General features: G+C 38.1%; 17 protein-coding genes. 14 read left to right on the top strand and 3 right to left on the bottom strand.

What is annotated here, in order from left to right:
* Position 1: 1 nt before the first annotated feature.
* Positions 2-2,575 (bottom strand): gliding motility-associated C-terminal domain-containing protein, encoded by a 2,574-nt coding sequence (locus ABJH98_RS09545; RefSeq protein ID WP_348307439.1) that lies wholly within the window; start codon positions 2,573-2,575, stop codon positions 2-4.
* 144 nt (positions 2,576-2,719) lie between these two features.
* Between ABJH98_RS09545 and rlmD the strand changes: the two genes are divergently transcribed.
* The 9 genes from rlmD to trxA all read left to right on the top strand — a co-directional run bounded on the left by rlmD (position 2,720) and on the right by trxA (position 10,473).
* The gene (rlmD, locus tag ABJH98_RS09540) at positions 2,720-4,126 is read left to right on the top strand and encodes a 23S rRNA (uracil(1939)-C(5))-methyltransferase RlmD (protein ID WP_348307438.1); all 1,407 of its coding nucleotides are present in this window, start codon (positions 2,720-2,722) and stop codon (positions 4,124-4,126) included.
* Between the two features lie 72 nt (positions 4,127-4,198).
* Positions 4,199-4,909: a hypothetical protein gene (locus ABJH98_RS09535; RefSeq protein WP_348307437.1), complete on the top strand. Its 711-nt coding sequence runs from the start codon at positions 4,199-4,201 to the stop codon at positions 4,907-4,909.
* Between the two features lie 118 nt (positions 4,910-5,027).
* Positions 5,028-5,396: a hypothetical protein gene (locus tag ABJH98_RS09530; RefSeq protein WP_348307436.1), complete on the top strand. Its 369-nt coding sequence runs from the start codon at positions 5,028-5,030 to the stop codon at positions 5,394-5,396.
* Positions 5,396-6,094 carry a glycosyltransferase family 2 protein gene (locus ABJH98_RS09525; protein WP_348307435.1) on the top strand — a complete coding sequence of 233 codons (699 nt, stop codon included), beginning with the start codon at positions 5,396-5,398 and terminating at the stop codon, positions 6,092-6,094. The genes ABJH98_RS09530 and ABJH98_RS09525 overlap by 1 nt, the downstream gene beginning before the upstream one ends.
* Positions 6,095-7,549, top strand: coding sequence for a cellulose synthase family protein (locus ABJH98_RS09520; protein WP_348307434.1), 1,455 nt, complete (start codon positions 6,095-6,097; stop codon positions 7,547-7,549).
* Complete coding sequence (locus ABJH98_RS09515; protein ID WP_348307433.1) at positions 7,542-8,840, top strand: glycosyltransferase 87 family protein; 1,299 nt, start codon at positions 7,542-7,544, stop codon at positions 8,838-8,840. Before ABJH98_RS09520 ends, ABJH98_RS09515 begins: the two co-directional genes overlap by 8 nt.
* Positions 8,833-9,423, top strand: a complete 591-nt coding sequence (locus ABJH98_RS09510) for a TIGR04282 family arsenosugar biosynthesis glycosyltransferase (RefSeq protein WP_348307432.1) — start codon at positions 8,833-8,835, stop codon at positions 9,421-9,423. The genes ABJH98_RS09515 and ABJH98_RS09510 overlap by 8 nt, the downstream gene beginning before the upstream one ends.
* Positions 9,424-9,461: 38 nt before the next feature.
* A complete protein-coding gene (locus ABJH98_RS09505; protein ID WP_348307431.1) occupies positions 9,462-10,043 on the top strand; it encodes a hypothetical protein in 582 nt (193 codons plus the stop codon).
* 106 nt (positions 10,044-10,149) lie between these two features.
* Positions 10,150-10,473, top strand: a complete 324-nt coding sequence (gene trxA, locus ABJH98_RS09500; RefSeq protein WP_348307430.1) for a thioredoxin — start codon at positions 10,150-10,152, stop codon at positions 10,471-10,473.
* Positions 10,474-10,536: 63 nt separating this feature from the next.
* Here trxA and ABJH98_RS09495 read toward each other — a convergent pair whose 3' ends face one another.
* Positions 10,537-11,076, bottom strand: coding sequence for a DUF2911 domain-containing protein (locus ABJH98_RS09495; protein ID WP_348307429.1), 540 nt, complete (start codon positions 11,074-11,076; stop codon positions 10,537-10,539).
* A gap of 68 nt (positions 11,077-11,144) precedes the next feature.
* A complete protein-coding gene (locus ABJH98_RS09490) occupies positions 11,145-13,976 on the bottom strand; it encodes a PD-(D/E)XK nuclease family protein (RefSeq protein ID WP_348307428.1) in 2,832 nt (943 codons plus the stop codon).
* Between the two features lie 286 nt (positions 13,977-14,262).
* On the opposite strand from ABJH98_RS09490, the gene ABJH98_RS09485 reads away from it, so the two are divergent.
* From ABJH98_RS09485 to ABJH98_RS09465, 5 genes are read left to right on the top strand one after another with little or no spacing between them, the layout of a single operon-like run.
* Complete coding sequence (locus ABJH98_RS09485; protein ID WP_348307427.1) at positions 14,263-14,796, top strand: lipocalin family protein; 534 nt, start codon at positions 14,263-14,265, stop codon at positions 14,794-14,796.
* 43 nt (positions 14,797-14,839) lie between these two features.
* Positions 14,840-18,157: a SusC/RagA family TonB-linked outer membrane protein gene (locus ABJH98_RS09480; RefSeq protein WP_348307426.1), complete on the top strand. Its 3,318-nt coding sequence runs from the start codon at positions 14,840-14,842 to the stop codon at positions 18,155-18,157.
* Between the two features lie 4 nt (positions 18,158-18,161).
* Positions 18,162-19,670, top strand: a complete 1,509-nt coding sequence (locus tag ABJH98_RS09475; protein WP_348307425.1) for a RagB/SusD family nutrient uptake outer membrane protein — start codon at positions 18,162-18,164, stop codon at positions 19,668-19,670.
* Position 19,671: 1 nt separating this feature from the next.
* Positions 19,672-20,565, top strand: coding sequence for a substrate import-associated zinc metallohydrolase lipoprotein (locus tag ABJH98_RS09470; protein WP_348307424.1), 894 nt, complete (start codon positions 19,672-19,674; stop codon positions 20,563-20,565).
* Between the two features lie 5 nt (positions 20,566-20,570).
* Positions 20,571-21,989 carry a DUF4302 domain-containing protein gene (locus ABJH98_RS09465; protein ID WP_348307423.1) on the top strand — a complete coding sequence of 473 codons (1,419 nt, stop codon included), beginning with the start codon at positions 20,571-20,573 and terminating at the stop codon, positions 21,987-21,989.
* The last annotated feature ends 2 nt before the right edge of the window (positions 21,990-21,991 follow it).

Genomic DNA, 21,991 nt, shown 5'->3' with positions numbered 1-21,991 from the left:
TTCACCTGACTAATGTGAGCACTCCTTTGTAATCCGTATGGAGATAATCAATATGATAATAGTAAGTACCTGCATCCGCACCATCACCAGTCCATTCAAACTCTCGGTTACTGGATTTAAAAACCGTTCCTCCAGCTCTATCAAATATTACAATAGATTGGAATTGATCCGCGCAATTGTCAGGTGGGAGATTGTAAAATTCATCAGTTAGATTGCTTAATGTGTACGTATCGTTGTGTCCATCTCCATTTGGAGAAAATGCATTGGGCGGCGCAAATTCTCCATAATCTACGTCGAGTTCGTTGATTTCAAACGAAATGGTATGCACTTCTGATTCAATATTTGGGCAGTTGTCATCATAAACTATAAAGTCTACTGAGTAATTGTCAGGCTCAAAATTATCGCCAAGAAGGCCACATTCTGGAATCCAAGTCAGAGTAGAAGATACGGTACCAACTCCTGTGCTGCCTTCAAAGGAAAATCCTTCTGAAGGTGGAGCTGAATTAATCGAAAGTAAGTCCAACGTAAGTAAGTCTAGATTGTCTCCATCGCTAGCGATGATGTCCAAAACAAATTCTTCATTGATACTTAGTGCGTAGTTGTTTTCTACTTCAAATATGGGTTTGTTATTAGGAGGAACTATTACATTGATAACCACTTCCACCGTGTCTTGATTGGATTCATGGCATACATCTTCATCTTCTACTGCGAAAAGTACCTTATAAGATCGGTTAGAGGTGATATTTAAATTCTCACAAGATAAATCCCAGAAAAAATCTGATGAAACAAACCCGTTTCCTGATTGATTTTCAAATTCTATTCCTATGCTTTGAAGGTCAAAACCAACTCCATGTGCATTTAAAACAATAGGGTCATTATCAGCGTCAGATGCACTAACTTCAAAAGGTAAGTTTGATTTGATTTGCCTAATGAATGTAGTTGATGGTACAGAGATCGTTGGTAAAGTGTTCTCTGGTATGATCACTTCCAATTCATAAAACAACGTATCACCATTCACTAATAAACATGTGTCGTAATCTTCTAAAACAATCCCTAAATCAAATGTGTTTTTGTTGCCAAATGGGAAGAACTCGCAACTAGTATTCCAATTGAATCGAACTCTTTTTTCACCTAATTCGTCATAGGTAGTGTCCAATGACATTCCATATTCTTCTGGGTTATACCCATCTGCTACAAAGAAAAACTGCAAGGAGTCTAGATCAATATCTTTTCCTATCAAGAGGTCATCCACAGCCACTTCAATTCCTTCGGCTACTTCTCGAGTGACTGTCGTAGAAGAATTTGGACTGTCATAAAATGGATCATTGTTATTTGGCGGTTGCACATCAAAAGTCATTCTAACTGTGTCTCTTTGAGGGAGTGGACAAGCGTTGTCAGAAGCAATAAGATCAATGATGAAAGGCTCATCTTGTATGTAAGGGCAATCCGAAATACAAACCTCTACTCTCAAGGTATCACCTTCGTCGTTAATCGTTGTGCTACTTTCTATTTTGAAAATATCTGAAACTTCTTCATCGAAATTGACCCCAACAGCCTTAAAATTTACATTTTCTCCAACATTATCAACAACCAATATTTCGAAACATTTTTCATCTGCTGTTGAATAGTTGATTGTGGAACCATCGTATAAACCTGTTTCTCCATCCAGTCTCACTTCAGCATTTGGTGGAGTAGGAGGGTCGCATCCATCTACTACAAGCATTTGAAAGTCTCTTCTTTGTTCGCCAATTTTGACATCGTCCCGGTATTCCTCCACCAAAACTGAAAACACGTATAATCCAACATTCGAAGGATTTACAGTTAAAAATCCATTTTTAGTGATACCCAATGATGGGTTTCCAGGAATTACATTATCTATACTATAGCCACCAGCAAAGAAAACTTCAGGGAAGGGTTTTGGTTGTGGAATTGGAAGGGGTATGCCACCAACAGAACTGTTCAGCGGTGTTGAAAGAGAGTAAACGATAGAATCTCCATCCGGATCTGTTCCAGAAAAATCAGCATAATAAGTTTGATTTACACAGGCATAATCGCTTAAAGGTGGAAAAAGTTGTGGAGAAGAGTTAATAAATGGTACTCCATTTTTGACTACAGGAGGAAATTCAATGACATAAGTCATGCCTTGACCAGAAGGGTTGGTGATGTTTGAAATAGAAGCATTTCTACAGCATCTCTCCCAAGTAGCATAATAACCTTCTTCTTCATTAAAAATTTCGGGATCAAGATATATTTCTTCGGAGTAAATAACTCTTCCAGTTTCTAACTCACCTATTGCACATTCAGGATTTGTATAAGGTACAGTTTGGTCATCGGTTTGAAACAGTGTAGCTGTACTTATCAAAGCATCATCACTATTTCTAAAAAAGTAAATGGTGACAGAAAAATCGGGACCAGGATTATTGTTTTGAGCTCGATCAAAATATTGAATAAGATTTAGTTGATAGGTGAAGTCTTGCAAATGAATGAGTTCCATTTCTCCCCCCACAATATGCCAGGCTAAAACCTTGACTTGAGTGGCCATGCAAAGAATAAAAAGTAAAATTACTTTTTTCATGGCATACAAGATAATGACATGAATTCATTTTACGTAATCAATCCATCAATTTTGAAATAGTCTGTCAGAATATGTCATTTAAAATGAAAAAATGAGATTTAAAAATTGAATTTCCAATCCTTGGATTATCTAGTTTTGCAGCTCATGGCAAGAAAGAAAAAGAATATTGTATTAGAAAACCTGACAGTTGAGGCTGTAGCAGCAGAAGGCAAAAGTTTAGCGAGACAAGATGGACAGGTAATTTTCATTGAAAGAACCGTTCCAGGTGATGTAGTCGATGTACAGATTAGGAAAAAACGTAAAGCTTACTCAGAAGGCTATCCTATTAAATTTCATAAATATTCGGACTTAAGAATTTCACCTATTTGTGAGCATTTTGGAGCTTGCGGAGGCTGTAAGTGGCAGAATTTGGCTTATGATTCTCAACTTGCTTTTAAGCAGCAGCAGGTGATGGATCACTTGACTAGAATTGGTAAGGTAGAATTACCAGTACCAGCTGCTATTATTGGATCAGCAAATACTGAGCGATACAGAAACAAACTGGAGTTTACTTTTTCTAATAAAAAATGGTTGACCAAAGAACAAATTGATTCCGAGGAAGTCATCGAACGAAATGCCCTTGGGTTTCATATACCTCGTTTGTTCGACAAGATCGTAGATATAGACACTTGTCATCTGATGGCTGAACCAGCCAATGCGATCAAAAACGAAATTCGCTCTTTTGCCATTGCCAACAACTATTCCTTCTTTGATATTAGAGAGCAAGTGGGATTGCTACGGATTTTGATGATTCGTTATACAGATGCAGGCGAGTTGATGGTACTGATCCAGTTTTTTGAAAATGACGAAGAGAAGATTGAAAAATTATTGAATCATGTCAAAGCCAAATTCCCAGAAATTACCTCTTTGCTTTACGTGATCAACCAAAAGAAAAACGACACCATCTACGATCAAGAGATCATTACCTTTTCAGGAAAAGATCATATCGTAGAAAAAATGGGTGATTTAGAATTTAAAATTGGCCCTAAGTCTTTTTATCAAACCAATTCAGCACAAGCGAAAGTGCTGTATGACAAAACGCTTGAATTTGCTGACTTACAAGGAGATGAACTAGTCTATGACCTTTATACAGGTACAGGCACTATCGCGAACTATTGTGCAAAACAGGCCAAGAAAGTGGTGGGGATCGAATATGTAGAGGCTGCCATTCAAGATGCTTTCGTCAATGCAGAAGTGAATGGCATCACCAATACAGATTTCTTTGCAGGAGACATGAAAGACTTGTTGAATGACGAATTTGTTGCTGAGCATGGTCAACCGGATGTGATCATCACAGATCCCCCAAGAGCAGGTATGCACGAAAATGTGGTGAATATGATATTGAAGCTATCTCCAAAGAAAGTTGTCTACGTGAGTTGTAATCCGGCGACACAAGCTCGTGACATCGCCTTGATGGATGAACATTATCAAGTGACCAAAATCCAGCCAGTAGATATGTTTCCGCATACGCATCATGTGGAGAATATTGTGTTGTTGGAGAAAAGGGGGTAGATGTGAATTTAGGATAGGAATGCTTTTTAATTCTTTCTAAATTTAGAATACGATTTTAAACGTACTTAAGTCATGAATATCTCCAAAGCCCCAGTAATGATTGTAATACTTGTCTTTCTTTTTCTACCTGCTACTGCTCAAGAGAGTATATCAGATAAAGTAGCTTCACTTCACCATTCAGAAAAAAGCAAAATCAGAAAACCACTTTATGAATTTTTGAGCACATGGAATACAACGGCTCCTCAATTGAAACCTGCAGAGAAAGCTATTGCCGCTAAAAAGAAGGAAAACAGACAAAAAGGTAAAGATCCATTGTCAGGAACCAAGAAGATGCAGGAAAACTACGATGAGCTTATTTTCTTAGACGGTACGGAGCGCTCGTTCATAGCAGAAAGTTTTGCGTTACCTATGCAAAAAGAGCTAGAAGTGAAAGGTTCTTCTCTTGAAGCTGATGACATATATGCAGTCCACTACATCACCAAATTTGTGTTGGGGGTTCCCAGATTTAATCATGGAGAATTGGATATCAACGACTTAAACCAGATCGACGATGAATTGGCTAAACTCATAGAAACTTATCCCGATAATGATGCCCACAATCAGGAGGTAGATGGTCATGTTATTGATGTTTTTAGGGAAGAAGCCCAAGCCTTTTATGATTCATACGTAGCTGAAAATAGAGCGCAGTATAAAAAAGGCAAAGGAGCCAAAGGTTCTGAACTCACTAGTATGAATTGTGGTGAAAAATATAAACTTTTAAAAGAAAAGGGAATTATGCACTAATGGATTATCAAAGCGCAAAAATTTAACTTACACACCTTCACCTTGTAAGACATATTGTTTTGATAGAGTCTTGATCCTAGCTAATTTTGAATCTTGATTTTCAAATATTGAGTTTACAATGAACAACGATCCAGAATTAAGCGGCAAGTACTTGGGGACGATTACCCAAGACTTTATCAAAGTGTCAGACAACTTGAAAGAAGCATCTTACCAAATCAGAAGTAGAGGGTTTTCTGACTTTCCTATATTTCCAATAGCCAAAACGGACGTGGGTGTAGGGCAGATTCTGATCAAACAAAAAGAGCTGGATGCGGAATGGAATTATTCAGCTTCCTATTTGGATGAATTTGTTCAGCGGGATTTAGTCAAAGAAAAGAACGTTGATATCTTCAAAGAAGCCTATAAGGATCCAGATGAATTTTGTTGTTTGTTCGTGGTGGATGAGAAATTCACCAATTTCATATTCATTCCTTATCCAGAGGATTGATGCCCAAACCTCAAATTGTAGATGTGATTATTCCTGTGCTCAATGAGCAGAACGCTGTGGGCATGGTCATTGATGAAATTCCGAAGGAACGTGTTAGAAACATCATCGTGGTGGACAATGGCTCTACGGACGATACCATAGAAGTGGCCAAATCTCGAGGGGCAGTGGTTCTCGAAGAACCTGCTCGTGGATATGGTAATGCTTGTTTAAAAGGTATGTCACACATCGCCAATCATTTTGATCCAAGGCCAGATGCTATTGTATTTCTTGATGGAGATCATTCGGACTATCCAGAACATATACATGCTTTATTGGAACCCATACGAGTAGGAAATGCTGATTTGGTGATTGGCTCACGTGCTTTGGGCAGAAGAGAGGTTGGTTCAATGACACCACAGCAGTTGTTTGGTAATTGGCTGGCCACTTTTCTTTTGAAAATTCTTTATAAAATTCAATACACAGATTTAGGGCCGTTTCGGGCAGTCAGCTATGAGAGTCTGTTGGCTATGGACATGCAAGACAAAACTTATGGTTGGACTGTAGAGATGCAACTAAAAGCAGCTAAGCTCAATATGAAAATTGCTGAGATTCCTGTGAACTATCGTAACCGAATTGGTGTATCAAAGATATCCGGAACTATTAAAGGAACCATTTTGGCCGGATACAAAATCATTCAAACGATATTTAGATATTTGTAGATGGAATGGATCATAGTAGTCGTTTATTGTACGGCTTTGTTGGCTATATTTTTGTTCAGTCTGGGGCAGCTGCATCTCACTTGGATATATACACGTCCTCGATCCCAAGAAGCTACTTTCTTTGATCACAATTTCTTACCGGTTGTAACTATTCAGTTGCCAATTTTCAATGAAAAGTATGTAGCAGAACGCTTGATTGATTGTATTGTTAAATTGGATTACCCTATAGATAAACTCGAAATACAGGTCTTGGATGATTCTATTGATGAAACTGTCGAAATCATAAAAAAGAAAGTGAGTTTATACCAATCTCAAGGATTTGACATTCACCACATTCAAAGAAAGGATAGAAAGGGTTTTAAAGCGGGTGCTTTAGCTTATGGTACCAGTTTTTGCAAAGGTGAATTCACTGCTATTTTTGACTCGGATTTTTTACCAAACGAGGGTTTCTTGAAAAACACCGTTGGCTATTTTGTGAATGACAAAATTGGAATGGTGCAAACCCGTTGGGGGCATGTAAATAAAAACTATTCCATATTGACCGAAATGCAAGCGTTTGGTCTGGATGCACACTTTACGGTAGAGCAGGGTGGTCGTAATCGCTCGGGAAGTTTTATAAACTTCAATGGTACGGCCGGTATTTGGCGAAAGAGTTGTGTGCTGGATGCAGGAGGGTGGTCTGCCGATACGCTGACCGAGGATCTGGACCTCAGCTATCGAGCTCAACTCAAAGGCTGGCAATTCCAATTTGATGAAAGTATAGAGTCACCTGCAGAATTGCCAGTAATTATGTCTGCGATCAAGTCACAACAGTATCGCTGGAATAAAGGAGCTGCCGAAACAGCCAAGAAAAACTTGTTTAATGTTTTTAAGTCAAATCAGAGTATCAAAACCAAAGTACATGCTGCCATGCACTTGCTCAATAGTAGTGTGTTTGTGCTGCTCCTTGCTGCATCCATATTGAGTATTCCAATGCTCTATATCAAAAGTTCCAATCCTAGCTTAGAATGGTTATTCAATTTGGGGAGTGTGTTTTTGATTGGATTCTTTTCGATTTCAGCCTTTTATTATGTGGGATTGAAGCAGGTAGAAAAAGTGAAAACGAAATCTTTGTTTTTGAAGAGATTTCCGCTTTTCCTATCATTTTCCATGGGGTTGGCTTTGCACAACGCTGTTGCCGTTATGGAAGGTTTTTTAGGCTTTAAAACACCTTTTATTCGCACACCAAAATTCAACATTACACAAAAAACAGAAAGTTGGGTTGGTAATCAATACATAAAACCGAAGCTCACTTGGGGAACGATGGTAGAAGGGCTGTTATGTGGCTACTTTATTTGGGGCATTGTTTCGGCGTGGTTGCTTCATGATTTTGGTCTGATTATTTTCCATGTCATGTTAGCCATTGGATTCGGGATTGTGTTTTATCATTCGCTTAAGTACATCAAACATGTCTAAATGGCGATTCGGTATACGTACCGCTTGGCTTATTTTAGGATTGGTTTTACCAATGCTTTGGATTCAATATGGTGTAAGTAGAGACAGCTCTTGGCTGCTGTTATTCTTTGGAATTGCTTTTGTCACTTATATATTCTTGATTTTTAAAGTTGAATTTAATTTCAAACAGATTTTCATTTTAGCCGTTGTGATTAGACTCACTTTGTTTTTTGGAGCTCCAACCTTATCTGACGACTACTTTAGATTTCTTTGGGACGGCCAATTGATGACTGAGGGAATAAACCCCTATCAAGATACTCCGAGTGATTTGATAGACCAGTTACCAGACTCATTTGATACATTATATACAGGCCTTAATTCTTCGGGATATCATTCTACTTATCCGCCTGTCAGTCAATATATTTTTTATACTGCTACATTGGTTGGTAATCAATCACAGTTTTGGTCAATGACAGTGATTAGAAGTTTGTTGTTAATATTTGAAATAGGAGTGATTTGGCTACTTTTTCAACTCACCGCTAATGCTTCCAGAGTAATGATTTATGCGCTCAATCCGTTGGTTATTTTGGAGTTGGTAGGCAGTTTGCACTTCGAAGGAGTTGTGATATTCTTCGTGCTGTTGGCCATGTGGTTATATAAAAAGGGATATTGGAAAAGGGCAGCTTTGGCTCTTTCATTTGGAGTTTTAACCAAATTGACTCCATTGATGTTTTTACCCGTGTTGATTAGGAAATTGGGATGGAAAAAATCAAGCCTAAGCTTTTTGATAATAGCTGTAAGTATTGTAGTAGTCTCTATTCCTTTTTTTGATTTACAAGTTTTAAGTGGATTCGGAAGTGGTATAGATTTATTCTTTAGAAAATTCGAATTTAATGCAGGGATATTCTTCTTTGTTCGTGAAATAGGATATTGGTTCAAAGGTTATGATGTCGTGCAAACCATGGGTCCTTGGCTTTCAGTTTTGGCTTTGGGACTTATTTTGGTATTCGTTTCATTTATAGTGAAGAAGGAAACAGAATGGTCTTGGGTATTTACTATTGTATTATTTATTCAATTAATGTTAGCAACTACCGTGCATCCATGGTATGTCATTCCGTTGGTCGCGTTTAGTTGTATCACGGGATTGATTTTTCCTGTCGTATGGTCAGGGTTAGTTTTTGTGTCTTATTTGGGATATTCAAATGCCGGGTATCATCACCCCATGGAGTGGATTGCTGTTGAATATATCTTAGTCATTTTTGTTGCTGTCTTAGAGTTATACCAGAACAAACCAATGTTGAAACATGTCTAACGAGGCTTTGATCATTTTTGCTAAAAACCCAGAGATAGGCCAAGTGAAAACTCGATTGGCCAAGAAGGTAGGAGATGCTGAAGCTTTAGCGATTTACGAGAAACTATTAGCATTTACACAGGTAGAATCTGCTAAAACTAAAGCGGATGTGATCGTCTATTTCACGCCAAAAATCCCCCAAAAAGACGGTTGGGGTGCCGTTGATAAGAAACTCCAATCCTCTGGTGATTTAGGAATTAGAATGTCGGATGCATTAAAATCTGAATTAGCCAATTATGATAAAGTCTGTATCATCGGAACGGATTGTGCACAGTTGACAGGTGAATTTATTACGGATGCATTTGCACAGCTAAACAGCCATGACGTTGTTCTAGGTCCTGCCAATGATGGGGGGTATTATTTGCTAGGAATGAAGCAATTCGAGGCTTCCTTGTTTGAGGGTATAGATTGGAGCACGGAGAAGGTGCTCAATCAAACAGTGGGAGCTATTAACGCACTCAACAAAAGTTATGCTTTGTTACCTCAACTGATTGATGTGGACACCATCGAAGACTGGGAAAAAGTGAAGCAAAATTTCGAGTAAAAAATTAGTTTTGAGTTTTTAAATCAAAATCATATGAAATGAAAAACAGTATTTACTATCTAATTGGAGTTCTTATTGTCTTAAATGCTTGTGATTCTGGAGAAGTGACTTCTGGCGGCGCGGAAAGTTTGGATAATTTACCAAGTTATGCTGAGCAAATTGAATTTGATCACATGCCTGAACTTGTAACGGCTTCTGTGATGTTTGGAGGGAATGTAGAGCAACAAGGAGAATATCTAAATGACCTCAGGAATGGCTCTTGGGTTACTTATTATCCCAATCAATTGGTGAAATCTATATCCACCTATGTAAATGGCACCATGCACGGGACGCATTTGGAATTAGATAATAGTGGTAGTCTAACATTAAAAGGGTATTATGTGAATGGCGTAGAGGAAGGAGAATTCATATACTATAGTAATGGTGTCGTAACGGAGAAGAGGAATTACTTAGCAGGTGAGTATGCTGGAAAGCGCTCTCAGTATTATGATAATGGAAAGATCATGGAGGAAAGTCATTGGCTGGATGGAAAAATGCATGGCAAAGCCACTTGGTATGATCAAAAAGGCAATGTCACTTTAGAATACGAATACAAGCAAGGCGTTTTACTTAAGGAGTAAATAGTTTTTGTTTATTCGCTCATTGCCAAAATCAATCTTTTAGCATCAACTTTTTAATCTATATTTGCGTTTTTCGATGCAAAACAATATTTAAATAATTATAGACATGAATAAAGCAGTAGAAATTACAGACAGCAACTTCAATGACGTATTGGCAACAGATCAACCAGTATTGGTGGATTTTTGGGCAGAATGGTGCGGACCTTGTAAGATGATTGGACCTGTAGTGGAAGAGCTTGCTGGAGATTACGAAGGGAAGGCAGTTGTAGGAAAAGTAGATGTAGATTCTAATCCAGAAATGTCTGCTAAGTATGGTGTAAGAAGTATCCCAACTTTGCTTGTTTTCAAAAACGGTGAAGTAGTAGATAAGCAAGTAGGAGCAGTGCCGAAAAATGTATTGGCTGGCAAACTAGATGCTCAGATAGCTTAAGATTTCATTTTAAGTTTTATAAAAAACCCATCCCGATTATCGGAATGGGTTTTTTTGTGCTTTTTATTGTTGTGAAATTGGGACCGATACAAGCGTTTGATCCCATGCCATATTCAACTGCAATCCGGTAGAGTCACTATCGAATGTCATCGTAAAAAGTTCTAACTCCTCAGAATTAGACTGCACGGGCACATTTACTTTCACCACATCCAATGTGTAGTCTGGTTCAAAAAATCCAAATTCACCAATTTGGCTATTTAGAGACAATTCCCATTGAGTAGCATCTGGTACTGCATAAAATCGATAGCGACCAGCAGCCACGTTTTTACCAGCAAAGTTTACATCCTTGTTAAAGGTGATTTCTGTGGCATCATTGGCGCCCAATCTCCAATACTGACCATTTGGAACAAGAGCATCTTCACTTTCTTCGCCGAATATCAATCTGCCTTTTTTAGACGGTTGACAATAATCCACTGATACGGACAATTCTCCTAGATTTCCTTCTGCTGATGTCAACGGACTATGCGATCGATGTGTCATAAAACCATAGCCGAAATATCCGATTACAGCTACGACAATGACTATTATTATTTTCTTAATCATAATATTAGGTGTTTTTTTGTGCTGAAAGCTACTTATTTAATTCGAATATTAAGAGGAAGTGAGCGGTATCATTTATTGCATATATTGCTATACGCACAATACTGACATTTTTGTTCATCCTCTGTTTGAGTGAAAGGCACGTTTGGATTGAACATTTCTGTGAGTAAATAAAGCATGACCTCTTTGAATTCTTCTTCAAAATCCGCGTAGTTCACAACGGTTCTATTCTTCTTGTCGACAGTTTGTGTGAGCAAGGCATCGAACTTGTCATCAAACAAATCTTTGCTATTAAATAAACCAGGCTGAATGGGTCTTTTAAGGTTCGGATGGTTTTCTTTGTAAAGCAAACAATAATAAAAAAGCTGAAAGACTGCTTTGTTTCTTTTAGTAGACTTTCCGTCAATGAGGTCGAACATCAATCCGAATTTTCTATCATCTCGTCCAGATTTGTAATCCAAGACTCTAATGACTTCTCCGAATTCGTCTATTCTGTCAATGATTCCTTTCAAGCCAACTTTGACACTTCCGTCCATGGTTTCGATAGGGAAATCCACAAAATAATCTTTAGCCTCTAGTCCAAGAATAGTAAAAGGAGCATTTTTTTGATCAAATGCCAAGATACGTTCCATGTAGGCTTTAATCACTTCATAAGCAATCAGCTGACGCCCAGTGGTCTCGTTGTTGTCAGTGAGTTTTTGATCTGCAAAAGATTGTTGGATGGCAGGATCAAGCCCTTGTTTTGCTTCCAAAAAATCTTCACTATTCCAAGTTTGTTTTCCAGTATAGAGATATTCCATGGCACCATGCAATAAATTCCCGAAAAGGGAAGGGTCCATATCTTCTAGCAACTCATCTGGCTCTCTGATTTTTTCAATATGTTGGAAATAGAATTTGAGTTTACAATCTATATAAGTGTTGAGTGCAGAGGGAGACAGACGTTTATTGTTTTCATTTTCATTGACAAGAAAACTTTGGAGCTGATCTAATACCTCTCCTTTCTTTTCGATCGCAATCGTTGGTGCAACTTCAGCGGTAATGGGATTGACTAGACTTGCAGTTTTAAATGTTAAATCAGACTCATATTGTATTTGTCGTACGTATCGACTGAGTTCGCCATTGTGATTGAACTCTGAAATATTATTGTACGATACCCAAAGGTTTTCTGCACTGTGAAGGAGCCTATAAAACAAATAAGACTGCATAGCATCTTGATGCTCCACAGTGGGGAGATCAAAAGCCTTTCTAATATTATAGGGAATAAAAGAAGTGTTGGAGCTGTCTTTTGGCCAACTGCCTTCATTCATGCCTACAATCAATACATGTTTAAAGGACAGGTTTCTGGTTTCCAAAATTCCCATGATTTGAATGCCTTCTTTGTGATCACCAGACAAGGGAAGTTTCAAGGTACTCCCCAGTTTTAGAAATAATTTATAAAAGGAATTGAATTTTAATTGCACGCTGTGATGCGACATGGCTGTGCTTATTCTTTTCAGTGTGCTATGCACTAAAACCAGCACAGATCGATCTATTTCGGGTAGAAGATTTGGTTTTAATTCCTTGACAAATGAAATCAGATGAGTAATCAATTCCTGAACAGATTCAGCTGGAGAAAGAAGCGTAGATATTTCTGGAAAAATCTGATGTATGTTTTCAGTAACCTGATAGACATGATTAGCTTCCAGCGCGGCGTCATTGAATACTTTTACTCGTTCCGATTCTATGCCTAGCAGATCATTGTACTCTAGTAAGGCTAAAATTTCTTTGTGCTGAATTTTCCTTAGCTGATTTGATTGGTATTTATCATGCAATGCAAGGGTTTTGGAAAGGAAAAGATACAACCTAGATTGTGCGATGGGCCAACCCATGGTTACATTCGTATTTTCAATTTGATCCGGCAACGCATGTAAAGTGTTCTGTAGTAAAGATTCGTCTGTAAGAATGATCAAAAGGTCAGACTGTTCTTCTTCATTTAGTGACAGATCTTCAATCTTTTGAGCAGCTCCCTTGATCTGACCCATGCTGAATGGAGCAGATAGGATTTCAATATTCAGCTCCTCGTGATTAATATGCTTTTTTAGGTCTCTTTCAATAGAAGGTTTGAAATATGGATCCTGTGCATATTCTCGAAAGAAGGTTCCTGATTCTTGATTTTGATCCTTGAAATAGTAGGTGTCTACATCCCAAAATATATTGGTTTTCCCTTGATCTAAATAGGTTTTTATAATTGATTCTTCTGCTTTGGTTAAGGCATTGAATCCCGCAAACCATAAGGTCTCTGAGGGTGCCAATGGCTCGACTTGATCCGAATAGTTTCGGAACATTCGCCCTTTATATAGCAGTCCACTATCATTAAGCAATTCATTAAATCGATGGTAGAGCTCCGCCAAAATAGACCAGGTTTCTAGGAATTCATTCTGCTTTTTATTTGGTGAAGGAAGAAAACCCTTCCAAAAACTCTGAATGGTGAGTTGATCTTTCTCTGATAAGTGTCTAAAGGCTTCATCCAATTCCTTTTGTGATTTGATGACTCGAAAAATATGTTGGACATCGACCAGATAATTATCTATGTCATTGTAGTCCTTCAGTATCATTTCTCCCCAAGGAAAGAATGCATCGAAATCTTCTGGATGTTTGACGATTTCTTGATAGGCTTTATAAAGCAGAAAAATCATCTGAAGATCGTCGGCAAAATTCTTGTTTTGTTTTTGCTCAACAAATTCCTCAAAGCTCGTAATTACTGGAGACCAGATGGGCTGGTCATACATCTGAGCCAGATAGTCTGCGAAGTAAACTCCCGCTCGTTTATTCGGAAATATCACCGTCAGTTGATCACATTGAAGCCCGAATTGTGCCTGACATTTTTGCGCTAAGGATTGTAGGAAATTGTTATCTGCTTTCAACTGAATTTTAGTGAATTTGCTGAACTGTAAATTAACAACGATTTATAATTCAACATAGCTCTCCTGCTAATTCTGAAGTTTTTTGTTTAATTAGCAATTGTTAAAATATACTTTGAAATCATTAGCAGTGAATTATTTGCTGTTTTATTGTAACTTTTAAGTAATCCCTAATTATCAATGGTATAAAATCAATTGGCAAAATTTTATTCTTAGAACAAGGGTCTTTGGTTTTTAAGTTGATATATTTAAAATGATCAATACACTGTCAACCAATAAAATAAATCTTATGAAAAAATTATTACAAACTACATTATTAGCCTGCTCTCTGCTTTTTATTGCTTCATGTAGCAGCGATGATCCTGAGCCAGATAAAATAATAGGTACATGGATATTAGATAATGGAACATATTCTAATCCTCCAGCAGCATACAGTCTTCAAGCTGGTGACGTCGAAAGTATTTATGGAGAAAGCGAATACAAAATCAGATTTTTTGATGATATGACTTATGAGCGAGATGTCACTGGAAATGGCGGTTCCTTTGAAGATGAAGGCACTTATTCACAAACTGGAGATAAGCTCGAACTGGACTATGAAAAAGGTACAACTGGATTAGACTTAGAATTTGATGTTGTCGGCGATATCACAGATAAAAATTTAGACATCATTACTTCTACACAAATTACAGCTTTGTCTGATGCTATTTTGAATGATAAAGAATTTCAGGATACTGTCACTACAAATGCGCAATATTTTGCGGTTTTGGAAGAGAGAGGAGTAGTGATTACTCTAGATCTTACATATTATTTTGACAGAGAATAAATAGTAAATACAAGAATTTTCTTTTTTTAATAGATACTACTCTATGAAATATATCAGTAGATGGATTAGTGTATGCTTTTGGATAATGAGCAGTACAGCTCTTTACTCTCAGGTTACAAATATCTCCGGAACTGTAGTAGATAATAAAAACGAGCCAATGGTTGGTGTTTCTGTGGTGATAGAAAACACAAGCATTGGCTCGATTACTGATTTGGACGGAAACTTTAGTCTTCAAGCGAATAGTGGGGACGTACTTATTGTGAAAATGCTCGGTATGAAAGAGCAAAGATTGAAAGTTACCAATCCAAATCAAAAATTTCAAATTAAGTTAGAAGAAGAAGCATTGGCACTTCAAGAAGTGGTAGTCAATGGATTTCAAGAAGTAGATAGAAAACTGTTTACAGGTGCCTCTGAGAATCTTAAAATGGCGGACATTAAAGCCGAGGGCATAGTTGATGTCAGCCGTGTACTCGAAGGAAGAGTGGCTGGGGTCAATGTGGACAATGTATCTGGCACGTTCGGCTCCTCTCCGAAAATTAGAATTCGCGGCAATGCTTCTATCAATGGGAATAATCAACCACTATTTGTAGTTGATGGCGTAATCCTAGAAGACTTATCTAATGTCAATACAGACGATTTTATATCTGGGAATGCCAATACGCTGATTAGCTCATCCATTGCGAATATTAATCCTGATGATATTGAGTCATTTCAAATCCTTAAAGACGCTTCAGCAACGGCCATTTATGGTGCCAGAGCAGCCAATGGTGTCATTGTCATCACCACCAAAAGAGGAAAAAGTGGAGCCCTGAGAATCAGCTATTCAGGGAACTATTCTGTAAAACTAAGGCCTACTTATAGTCAATTCAGTTTACTCAATTCAGCGGAGGAGATGTCAGTCTATCGTGAGATGGCACAAAAAGGTTTGATTGACATCACTACATCTGTACGTGCTCAAAATTATGGAGCGATTGGAAAAATGTACACACAAATTGCCCAACATCAAATTCCATGGGGTCCGGGAGGCGGACTAAATGAATCTTATTTGAATCAATACGAAAATGCAAATACGGATTGGTTTGATGTGCTATTCAGAGATTATGGTTTGCAACAACAGCATTCTTTAAGCTTTACATCAGGAACAGATAAATCGAATAGCTATTACTCGATAAGTTATCTCAACGATGCCGGGCAAACCATTGCTGACCAGGTTCAACGATTAACTGCAAGTTCAAGAAACACCTACTTCTTATCAGATAAATTCACTTTTGGACTCAAACTATCTGCCAGTTATAGAGATCAAACTGTCCCTGGTACTCGAAATAGAGAATTCGATCCCATTACTGGAAAGTATAGCCGGAGTTTCGATATCAACCCTTTGAGCTATGCACTCAACACCAGTAGATCCATACGGCCGTATGATACGGATGGTGAGTTAGAATATTTCAGACGAAACTATACCGATTTTAATATTTTAGAAGAGCTAAAATACAATTTTATAGACATTACTGTTGCCGATGTATCCACTCAGACAGACTTTGAATTAAACCCAACTAAAAATATTTCACTGAAAGGAGTGATGCAACTGAGATATGCATCTACTCAGCGAGATCATACCGTACACGAAAATTCAAATCAAGCGGAAGCGTATCGAGCAAACGATACTCAGTTTATTCAGGACTCCAATAATCTATTGTATCGAGATCCAGATAATCCGGGGTTGAATCCAGTGGTAGTTTTACCCATTGGTGGATTCAACTATTTGGACAAAAGTGATATGCTCAATTTCTTTAGTCGAGTAAGTGCAGAATGGTCCAAAACCTATCGTGAGATACATCAAGTAAACTTGTTAGGCGGTCAGGAAATTAGATTTACGAATAGAAATGAGAAAAGTACTACTGGACTGGGAGTAGTTTACGAAAGTGGAGGAATTGCCGTGACAGACCCCAACATCATTGAGTTTTTTAATTCTCAGAATATAGATATTTATTCACAAAATCAGCTCAGGGATAGATTTATTGGTGTTTTCTTAAATGGTGGATATGCCTATAAAGGAAAATACATCGCCAACTTTACAGTGAGATACGACGGATCTAATCAGCTGGGAGAGAGCAAAAGTGCCAGATATTTGCCTACATGGAATGTGAGTGGGGCTTGGAATGCGCATAGCGAAAATTTTATGTCCAATTTGAGCTTTATTGATTTGCTTAAAGTTAGGGCTACTTACGGAATTTCTGGAAATCTTCCTCCAGACGCCAGTGCATTGCTCAATTTACAAGCTGACGTAACTGTTCGGCCAACCGATCAGGAGCCTTATCTATATATTGAAGATTTAACTAATTCTGAACTGACTTGGGAAAAATTAAGAGAATTGAATGTCGGAATGGACATTGGCTTATTTGATAATAGAGTGAGTATTTCGGCAGATTGGTACAAGCGTCAATCGTTTGACTTGATCGGCCAAGTGCTTACCAGTGGTGTAGGAGGGCAGAGTGTCAAAACGGGAAACTTTGCAGATATGGAGTCGGATGGTTTCGAATTTACCATCAATACAGTTAACCTCACGAGAGGGAATTTTTCTTGGAGAACCAATTTCAATATTGGATATACAAAGGATAGAATTACCCGATTGGATTTTGGGCCGAGACTAGTGGATGCACTTAGCCAGAATGGTGCAGCTGTACTTGGTGGCCCTAGACGAGGATTGTTCTCATCCAAGTTTGCGGGTCTTAATTCCACTGGATTTCCGACCTTCTATGACGAAAACAACGAAATCGTTTTTCAGTACGATTTGCAGAGTAGAGATAATCTCACGGAGACTTTGGAGTTTGAAGGGTCCACTGAGCCTAGAGGAGCTGGTGGATTAACAAACACTTTTGCTTGGAAAGGATTGTCATTCAGTTTCTTACTGTCATACAAATTCGACTATAAAATCAGATTGAATGACGTAGTGCAATCCAGCTATACAGATTTCGATGCTTTACCAGAGGAGTTGGCCAATCGCTGGGTCGTTCCTGGTGATGAGGAGATTACCATAGTTCCTGCCATCTTAGATCAAAGAATTGTCACAGCAGGTGGTGCAGATTTAGATAGTTATGCACTTTACAATCAAAGTAATGTTAGAGTCGCAAATGGTGATTACATCAGATTGAAAAATGTGAGGTTATCTTATCAACTGCCATTTCCAGTCGTGCAGAAAATTGGCTTGAACAATATGAGCCTGAGTGTGGAAGGTCAAAATCTTTGGCTGATTTATTCAGATGATGCTTTGAATGGTCAGGATCCAGAATTTTTTAGCTCTGGAGGGGTTTCGTTGCCGCAACCTAGATTAGTAACATTTACATTGAACGTTGGCATCTAGAAATATGAAAAATTCAATTCAATTATATAGCTGGATACCGATTCGAATGGTGCCAATCATTTTGATGGTGTTACTTTCATCTTGTGATGACTTTTTGGATGAAGTGCCTGACAACCGAGTCTCTCTAGATGATTTAGACAAAGCGGCACAGTTGCTTACCAATGCTTATTCTGATGCTAGTTATGCCTTTACAGACTGGATGTCTGACGATTTTACATATACTATCGGTACTACATTGAGACCAGCACATCAGCAAATGTACGTTTGGGATGATCCAACTTCGGATCCTACCGAACAAGATACGCCTGGGTTCTTTTGGTATCAAACCTATACGGCTATTTCTCATGCCAATGAAGTGTTGAGTATTATAGATGGTCTTGAGGTAGACCAAGAAGATCGAGGCCGTAGAGATGCGATCAAAGCAGAGGCATTATTGACAAGAGCCTATGGTCATTTCATGCTGGTCAACTTATTCGGTGAGGAGTTTAATTTCAGAAATAATGGAGCAGGCCCTGGTGTCCCTTATATTATTGAACCAGAGACTGAATTTCTTGTTGAATATGAGAGAGCTTCTGTTCGCAGCGTTTATGAAGACATAGATGATGATTTGAAGGATGGATTGGAGTTGTTAGATGATTCTTACTATTCAAATAGTGGAAAGTATCATTTTAATAGAAACGCGGCATTGGCATTTGCTTCTAGGTTTTATTTATACAAAGGTGATTTTATTAGGAGTGAACAATACAGCAATGAGTTGCTTGGTTCTAATCCAGAATCATTTGTCAGGGACATGACGTCGAACGAATTCAGAACTGCCAAAGCTTCAACCTCGGGTTATCCGCAGTTGTATTCTTCTCCTGATTTAAGAAGTAATCTAATGTTGATGCGAAAAATTTCTTTGTTTCAACGTACGGATTTTGCCTATGGAATTGATCGAAACAACTATCGATCTCTCTTTGCCACCCATCCTTTTGCTGATGCTACTGATGAACGAGAAAATCCAGCTTGGGTAAAAGGACAAAATGCAATTTTTCCAGTTCGCTATGAAAGCTTGTTTGAAAGAAGTAGTATCAATTCTAATGTGGGAACTCCTTACCATATTGCCCTGGCCTTTAGAGGTGAAGAAGTACTACTTAATCGAGTAGAAACTAGTATTTATAATAATCAACATGATCAGGCTATTTCTGACTTGCAAGTCTTGACAAATAGAAGATTTACTGGTGGGGATTTGACATTGAGCATGGAAATCTTAAGGTCTTTTTTTGGTGCAGATGATGATCCCAGCTTTACCGATGAACTCATCTTATTAAATTATCTTTTATTAGAAAGAAGGAAAGAGTTTATTGGTCAAGGGATGCGGTGGTTTGATATTAAACGATATGGATTCTCAGTCAATCACTTAGGTGCTGATGGAACTGTGGTAGCAAGATTAGAAAGCGACGATAAAAGAAAAGTATTACAAATACCAACGTCCGCGATAGAGGTAGGTGGTTTAGAACCCAATGATAGATAGTATGAAAAATTTATTTTATATCATAAAGCTTGGAGGCTACTTAGGCAGTTGTCTATTATTTGGTGCTGTGATACTAGTAGTTACTTCATGCTTTGAAGAGGATAAACTAGATGTACCGGTTGGAGATGTAGAAGAACCAACAACAGCACTTGATAAGTATATAGATTCAAATTTTACTGAGGAATATGGAATTGCAATTCGCTACAAGTATGTCGATAATTTTGTAAACCCAGGACAGAGAGTTGCTCCACCAAAATTAGAAGTAGTTCGACCGATGCTTGATTTGGTAGATGAGTATTGGATTGATGTTTATGAAGATGTAGATGGGGGAGAGCAGTATTTCCGAAGATATGTACCAGGAGAGTTGGTTTTTTTGGGTGGGTTGATTTACAATGGCGATGGTACTGTTACGTTAGGTACAGCCGACGCTGGAGCACGAATTACCTTTACAGACGTGAATTCCATTGACTTTGATGACGACGAATGGCTATTAAGACAATTGCATACCGTCTATCATGAGTTTGCACATATTGTACATCAAAATGACAAGTTGCCTCCTGCATTTGAGGAAATTGCCGCTGCTGGATACAGCAGTGCTGGCTCCTGGTTTAATTTGACAGATGAGGAGGCACTCATGAGAGGATTTGTTTCACCTTATGCTACCAGTAGCCCTAATGAAGATTTTGCGGAAACGATTGCTTTTTATATGGCTGAAGCCGATTTTTTTGAAGATTACATCACGTTAGAGGAGGATTGTACTACTGCTGCTTGTGAGGATCGCAATGAAGGCAGAGTGCTTATTTTAGAAAAATTGAATGCCATTAAGGAGCATTACCTGAAATCCACAGGTGTAGATTTGGATGACTTGAGAGCATCAGTTCAATCAAGATTATGATAGGTATGACTAAAAATATACTTTTTTATGTGTTTTTATTCTTTCTCATTTCTTCGTGTGACAATGGGCTGGATAAAATCACTCCACCGGCAGAAAGAAGTGCTGAAGCCATCAGTAATCTTCGTGATGATTTGGAGGAGCCAGCCAATGGATGGGTGCTTAATTATCAACCAACACCTGAATCTGGAATATTCTATTTGCTTTTAAAATTTAATGATGATGGGACAGTAAGAATACAGTCTGATGTACCCGGCGATGAAGATTATTTCTATGATCAAACCATTCCATATCGCATCGATACCAGATTAAGTTTGGAATTGATTTTCGAAACTTACGCTGTATTACACTATTTATTTGAACAAAATGCGTCCACATTCGGCGCAGAGTTTGAGTTTTATTATTTAGAGAAAGATGGCGATAATCTCATGTTTGCAAGTAAATCGGATAATTTGGGTGAGAATACCGTGATTACGCTAGAGCCAGCAAGTGCAGATGCAGCAGATGTCTTTTCCAGAGAGCTACCAGAAAATTTATTTGCTTATGATACTATCAGTTCATTGTTCGTAGGCCCAATGCAACATATCTCCTTAACAGAAGAGAATTTATCAATTTTTTGGAGTATCAATTTGGACGAAAGAAATATTTCTGTGAGTAGCGTAGGAGAAGGCCTTTCTGTTTCTGAAGTAGCAACAATCAACAATACTAAAATATTGAATCACCAGACTGGATATGGTTTTTCTGATGGAAAACTTGTCCTAAGCGATCCGCTCAACTTTAGCTTTGGAGGAGAAAATATTACAATTTCAGAAATGAGTTTAAATAGCTATTCTGAGACTGGACCACCCATGTGCACAGACAACCCAATAGCTACGCCTGTGTATTCAGGATCGGTGTCTGGACTTGGGAATACCATAATGTACAAGACACTGTTTGATGTAAAAGGAATGGATTTTCAACCACAATCAGAGAGCCCCTATAGCATTAATGTTTTTTATGTGGCTGATTCTACCGGAATATCGATATCACAAAGAGGGTCGATTGAAGAGTTGTTTCCTACGGCCAATTGGTTTTTATTCAACTACGGGTTTGATGATGATAATCCGAGTGATCCTTTAGATCCACAACCGGCCTACGCAGTTGGTTTAGAGAGGAGCACTGATGCAGGTGATCGAACTATTTTGAGAGAGTTTGTACCGACTATTACAGTGAATAATACGGTAAGTGTTGTTCCAACTGATAATTATTGGCCTAATGATATTACAGCGGAAGAGATAAGTAATTTAGAAATTGTTGTAGATGAAATTTTTGGAGATGATGGTGGAATTATCCATGCTTTAAATTACACTATAGAAAGTCAACCTGACCTCACAATATTCACCCTTTACAATGCCTGTAATAACTATGAGTTCTTGTTAGTCCAATAAAG

The sequence above is a fragment of the Reichenbachiella sp. genome (assembly GCF_039969095.1).
Lineage (GTDB): Bacteria > Bacteroidota > Bacteroidia > Cytophagales > Cyclobacteriaceae > Reichenbachiella.
This window is presented reverse-complemented; position numbering and strand designations above follow the sequence as displayed.

Coding starts and splice junctions, on each gene's coding strand:
- ABJH98_RS09545 (WP_348307439.1), bottom strand. CDS start 2,575: ATGAAAAAAGTAATTTTACTTTTTATTCTTTGCATGGCCACTCAAGTC.
- rlmD (WP_348307438.1), top strand. CDS start 2,720: ATGGCAAGAAAGAAAAAGAATATTGTATTAGAAAACCTGACAGTTGAG.
- ABJH98_RS09535 (WP_348307437.1), top strand. CDS start 4,199: ATGAATATCTCCAAAGCCCCAGTAATGATTGTAATACTTGTCTTTCTT.
- ABJH98_RS09530 (WP_348307436.1), top strand. CDS start 5,028: ATGAACAACGATCCAGAATTAAGCGGCAAGTACTTGGGGACGATTACC.
- ABJH98_RS09525 (WP_348307435.1), top strand. CDS start 5,396: ATGCCCAAACCTCAAATTGTAGATGTGATTATTCCTGTGCTCAATGAG.
- ABJH98_RS09520 (WP_348307434.1), top strand. CDS start 6,095: ATGGAATGGATCATAGTAGTCGTTTATTGTACGGCTTTGTTGGCTATA.
- ABJH98_RS09515 (WP_348307433.1), top strand. CDS start 7,542: ATGTCTAAATGGCGATTCGGTATACGTACCGCTTGGCTTATTTTAGGA.
- ABJH98_RS09510 (WP_348307432.1), top strand. CDS start 8,833: ATGTCTAACGAGGCTTTGATCATTTTTGCTAAAAACCCAGAGATAGGC.
- ABJH98_RS09505 (WP_348307431.1), top strand. CDS start 9,462: ATGAAAAACAGTATTTACTATCTAATTGGAGTTCTTATTGTCTTAAAT.
- trxA (WP_348307430.1), top strand. CDS start 10,150: ATGAATAAAGCAGTAGAAATTACAGACAGCAACTTCAATGACGTATTG.
- ABJH98_RS09495 (WP_348307429.1), bottom strand. CDS start 11,076: ATGATTAAGAAAATAATAATAGTCATTGTCGTAGCTGTAATCGGATAT.
- ABJH98_RS09485 (WP_348307427.1), top strand. CDS start 14,263: ATGAAAAAATTATTACAAACTACATTATTAGCCTGCTCTCTGCTTTTT.
- ABJH98_RS09480 (WP_348307426.1), top strand. CDS start 14,840: ATGAAATATATCAGTAGATGGATTAGTGTATGCTTTTGGATAATGAGC.
- ABJH98_RS09475 (WP_348307425.1), top strand. CDS start 18,162: ATGAAAAATTCAATTCAATTATATAGCTGGATACCGATTCGAATGGTG.
- ABJH98_RS09470 (WP_348307424.1), top strand. CDS start 19,672: ATGAAAAATTTATTTTATATCATAAAGCTTGGAGGCTACTTAGGCAGT.
- ABJH98_RS09465 (WP_348307423.1), top strand. CDS start 20,571: ATGACTAAAAATATACTTTTTTATGTGTTTTTATTCTTTCTCATTTCT.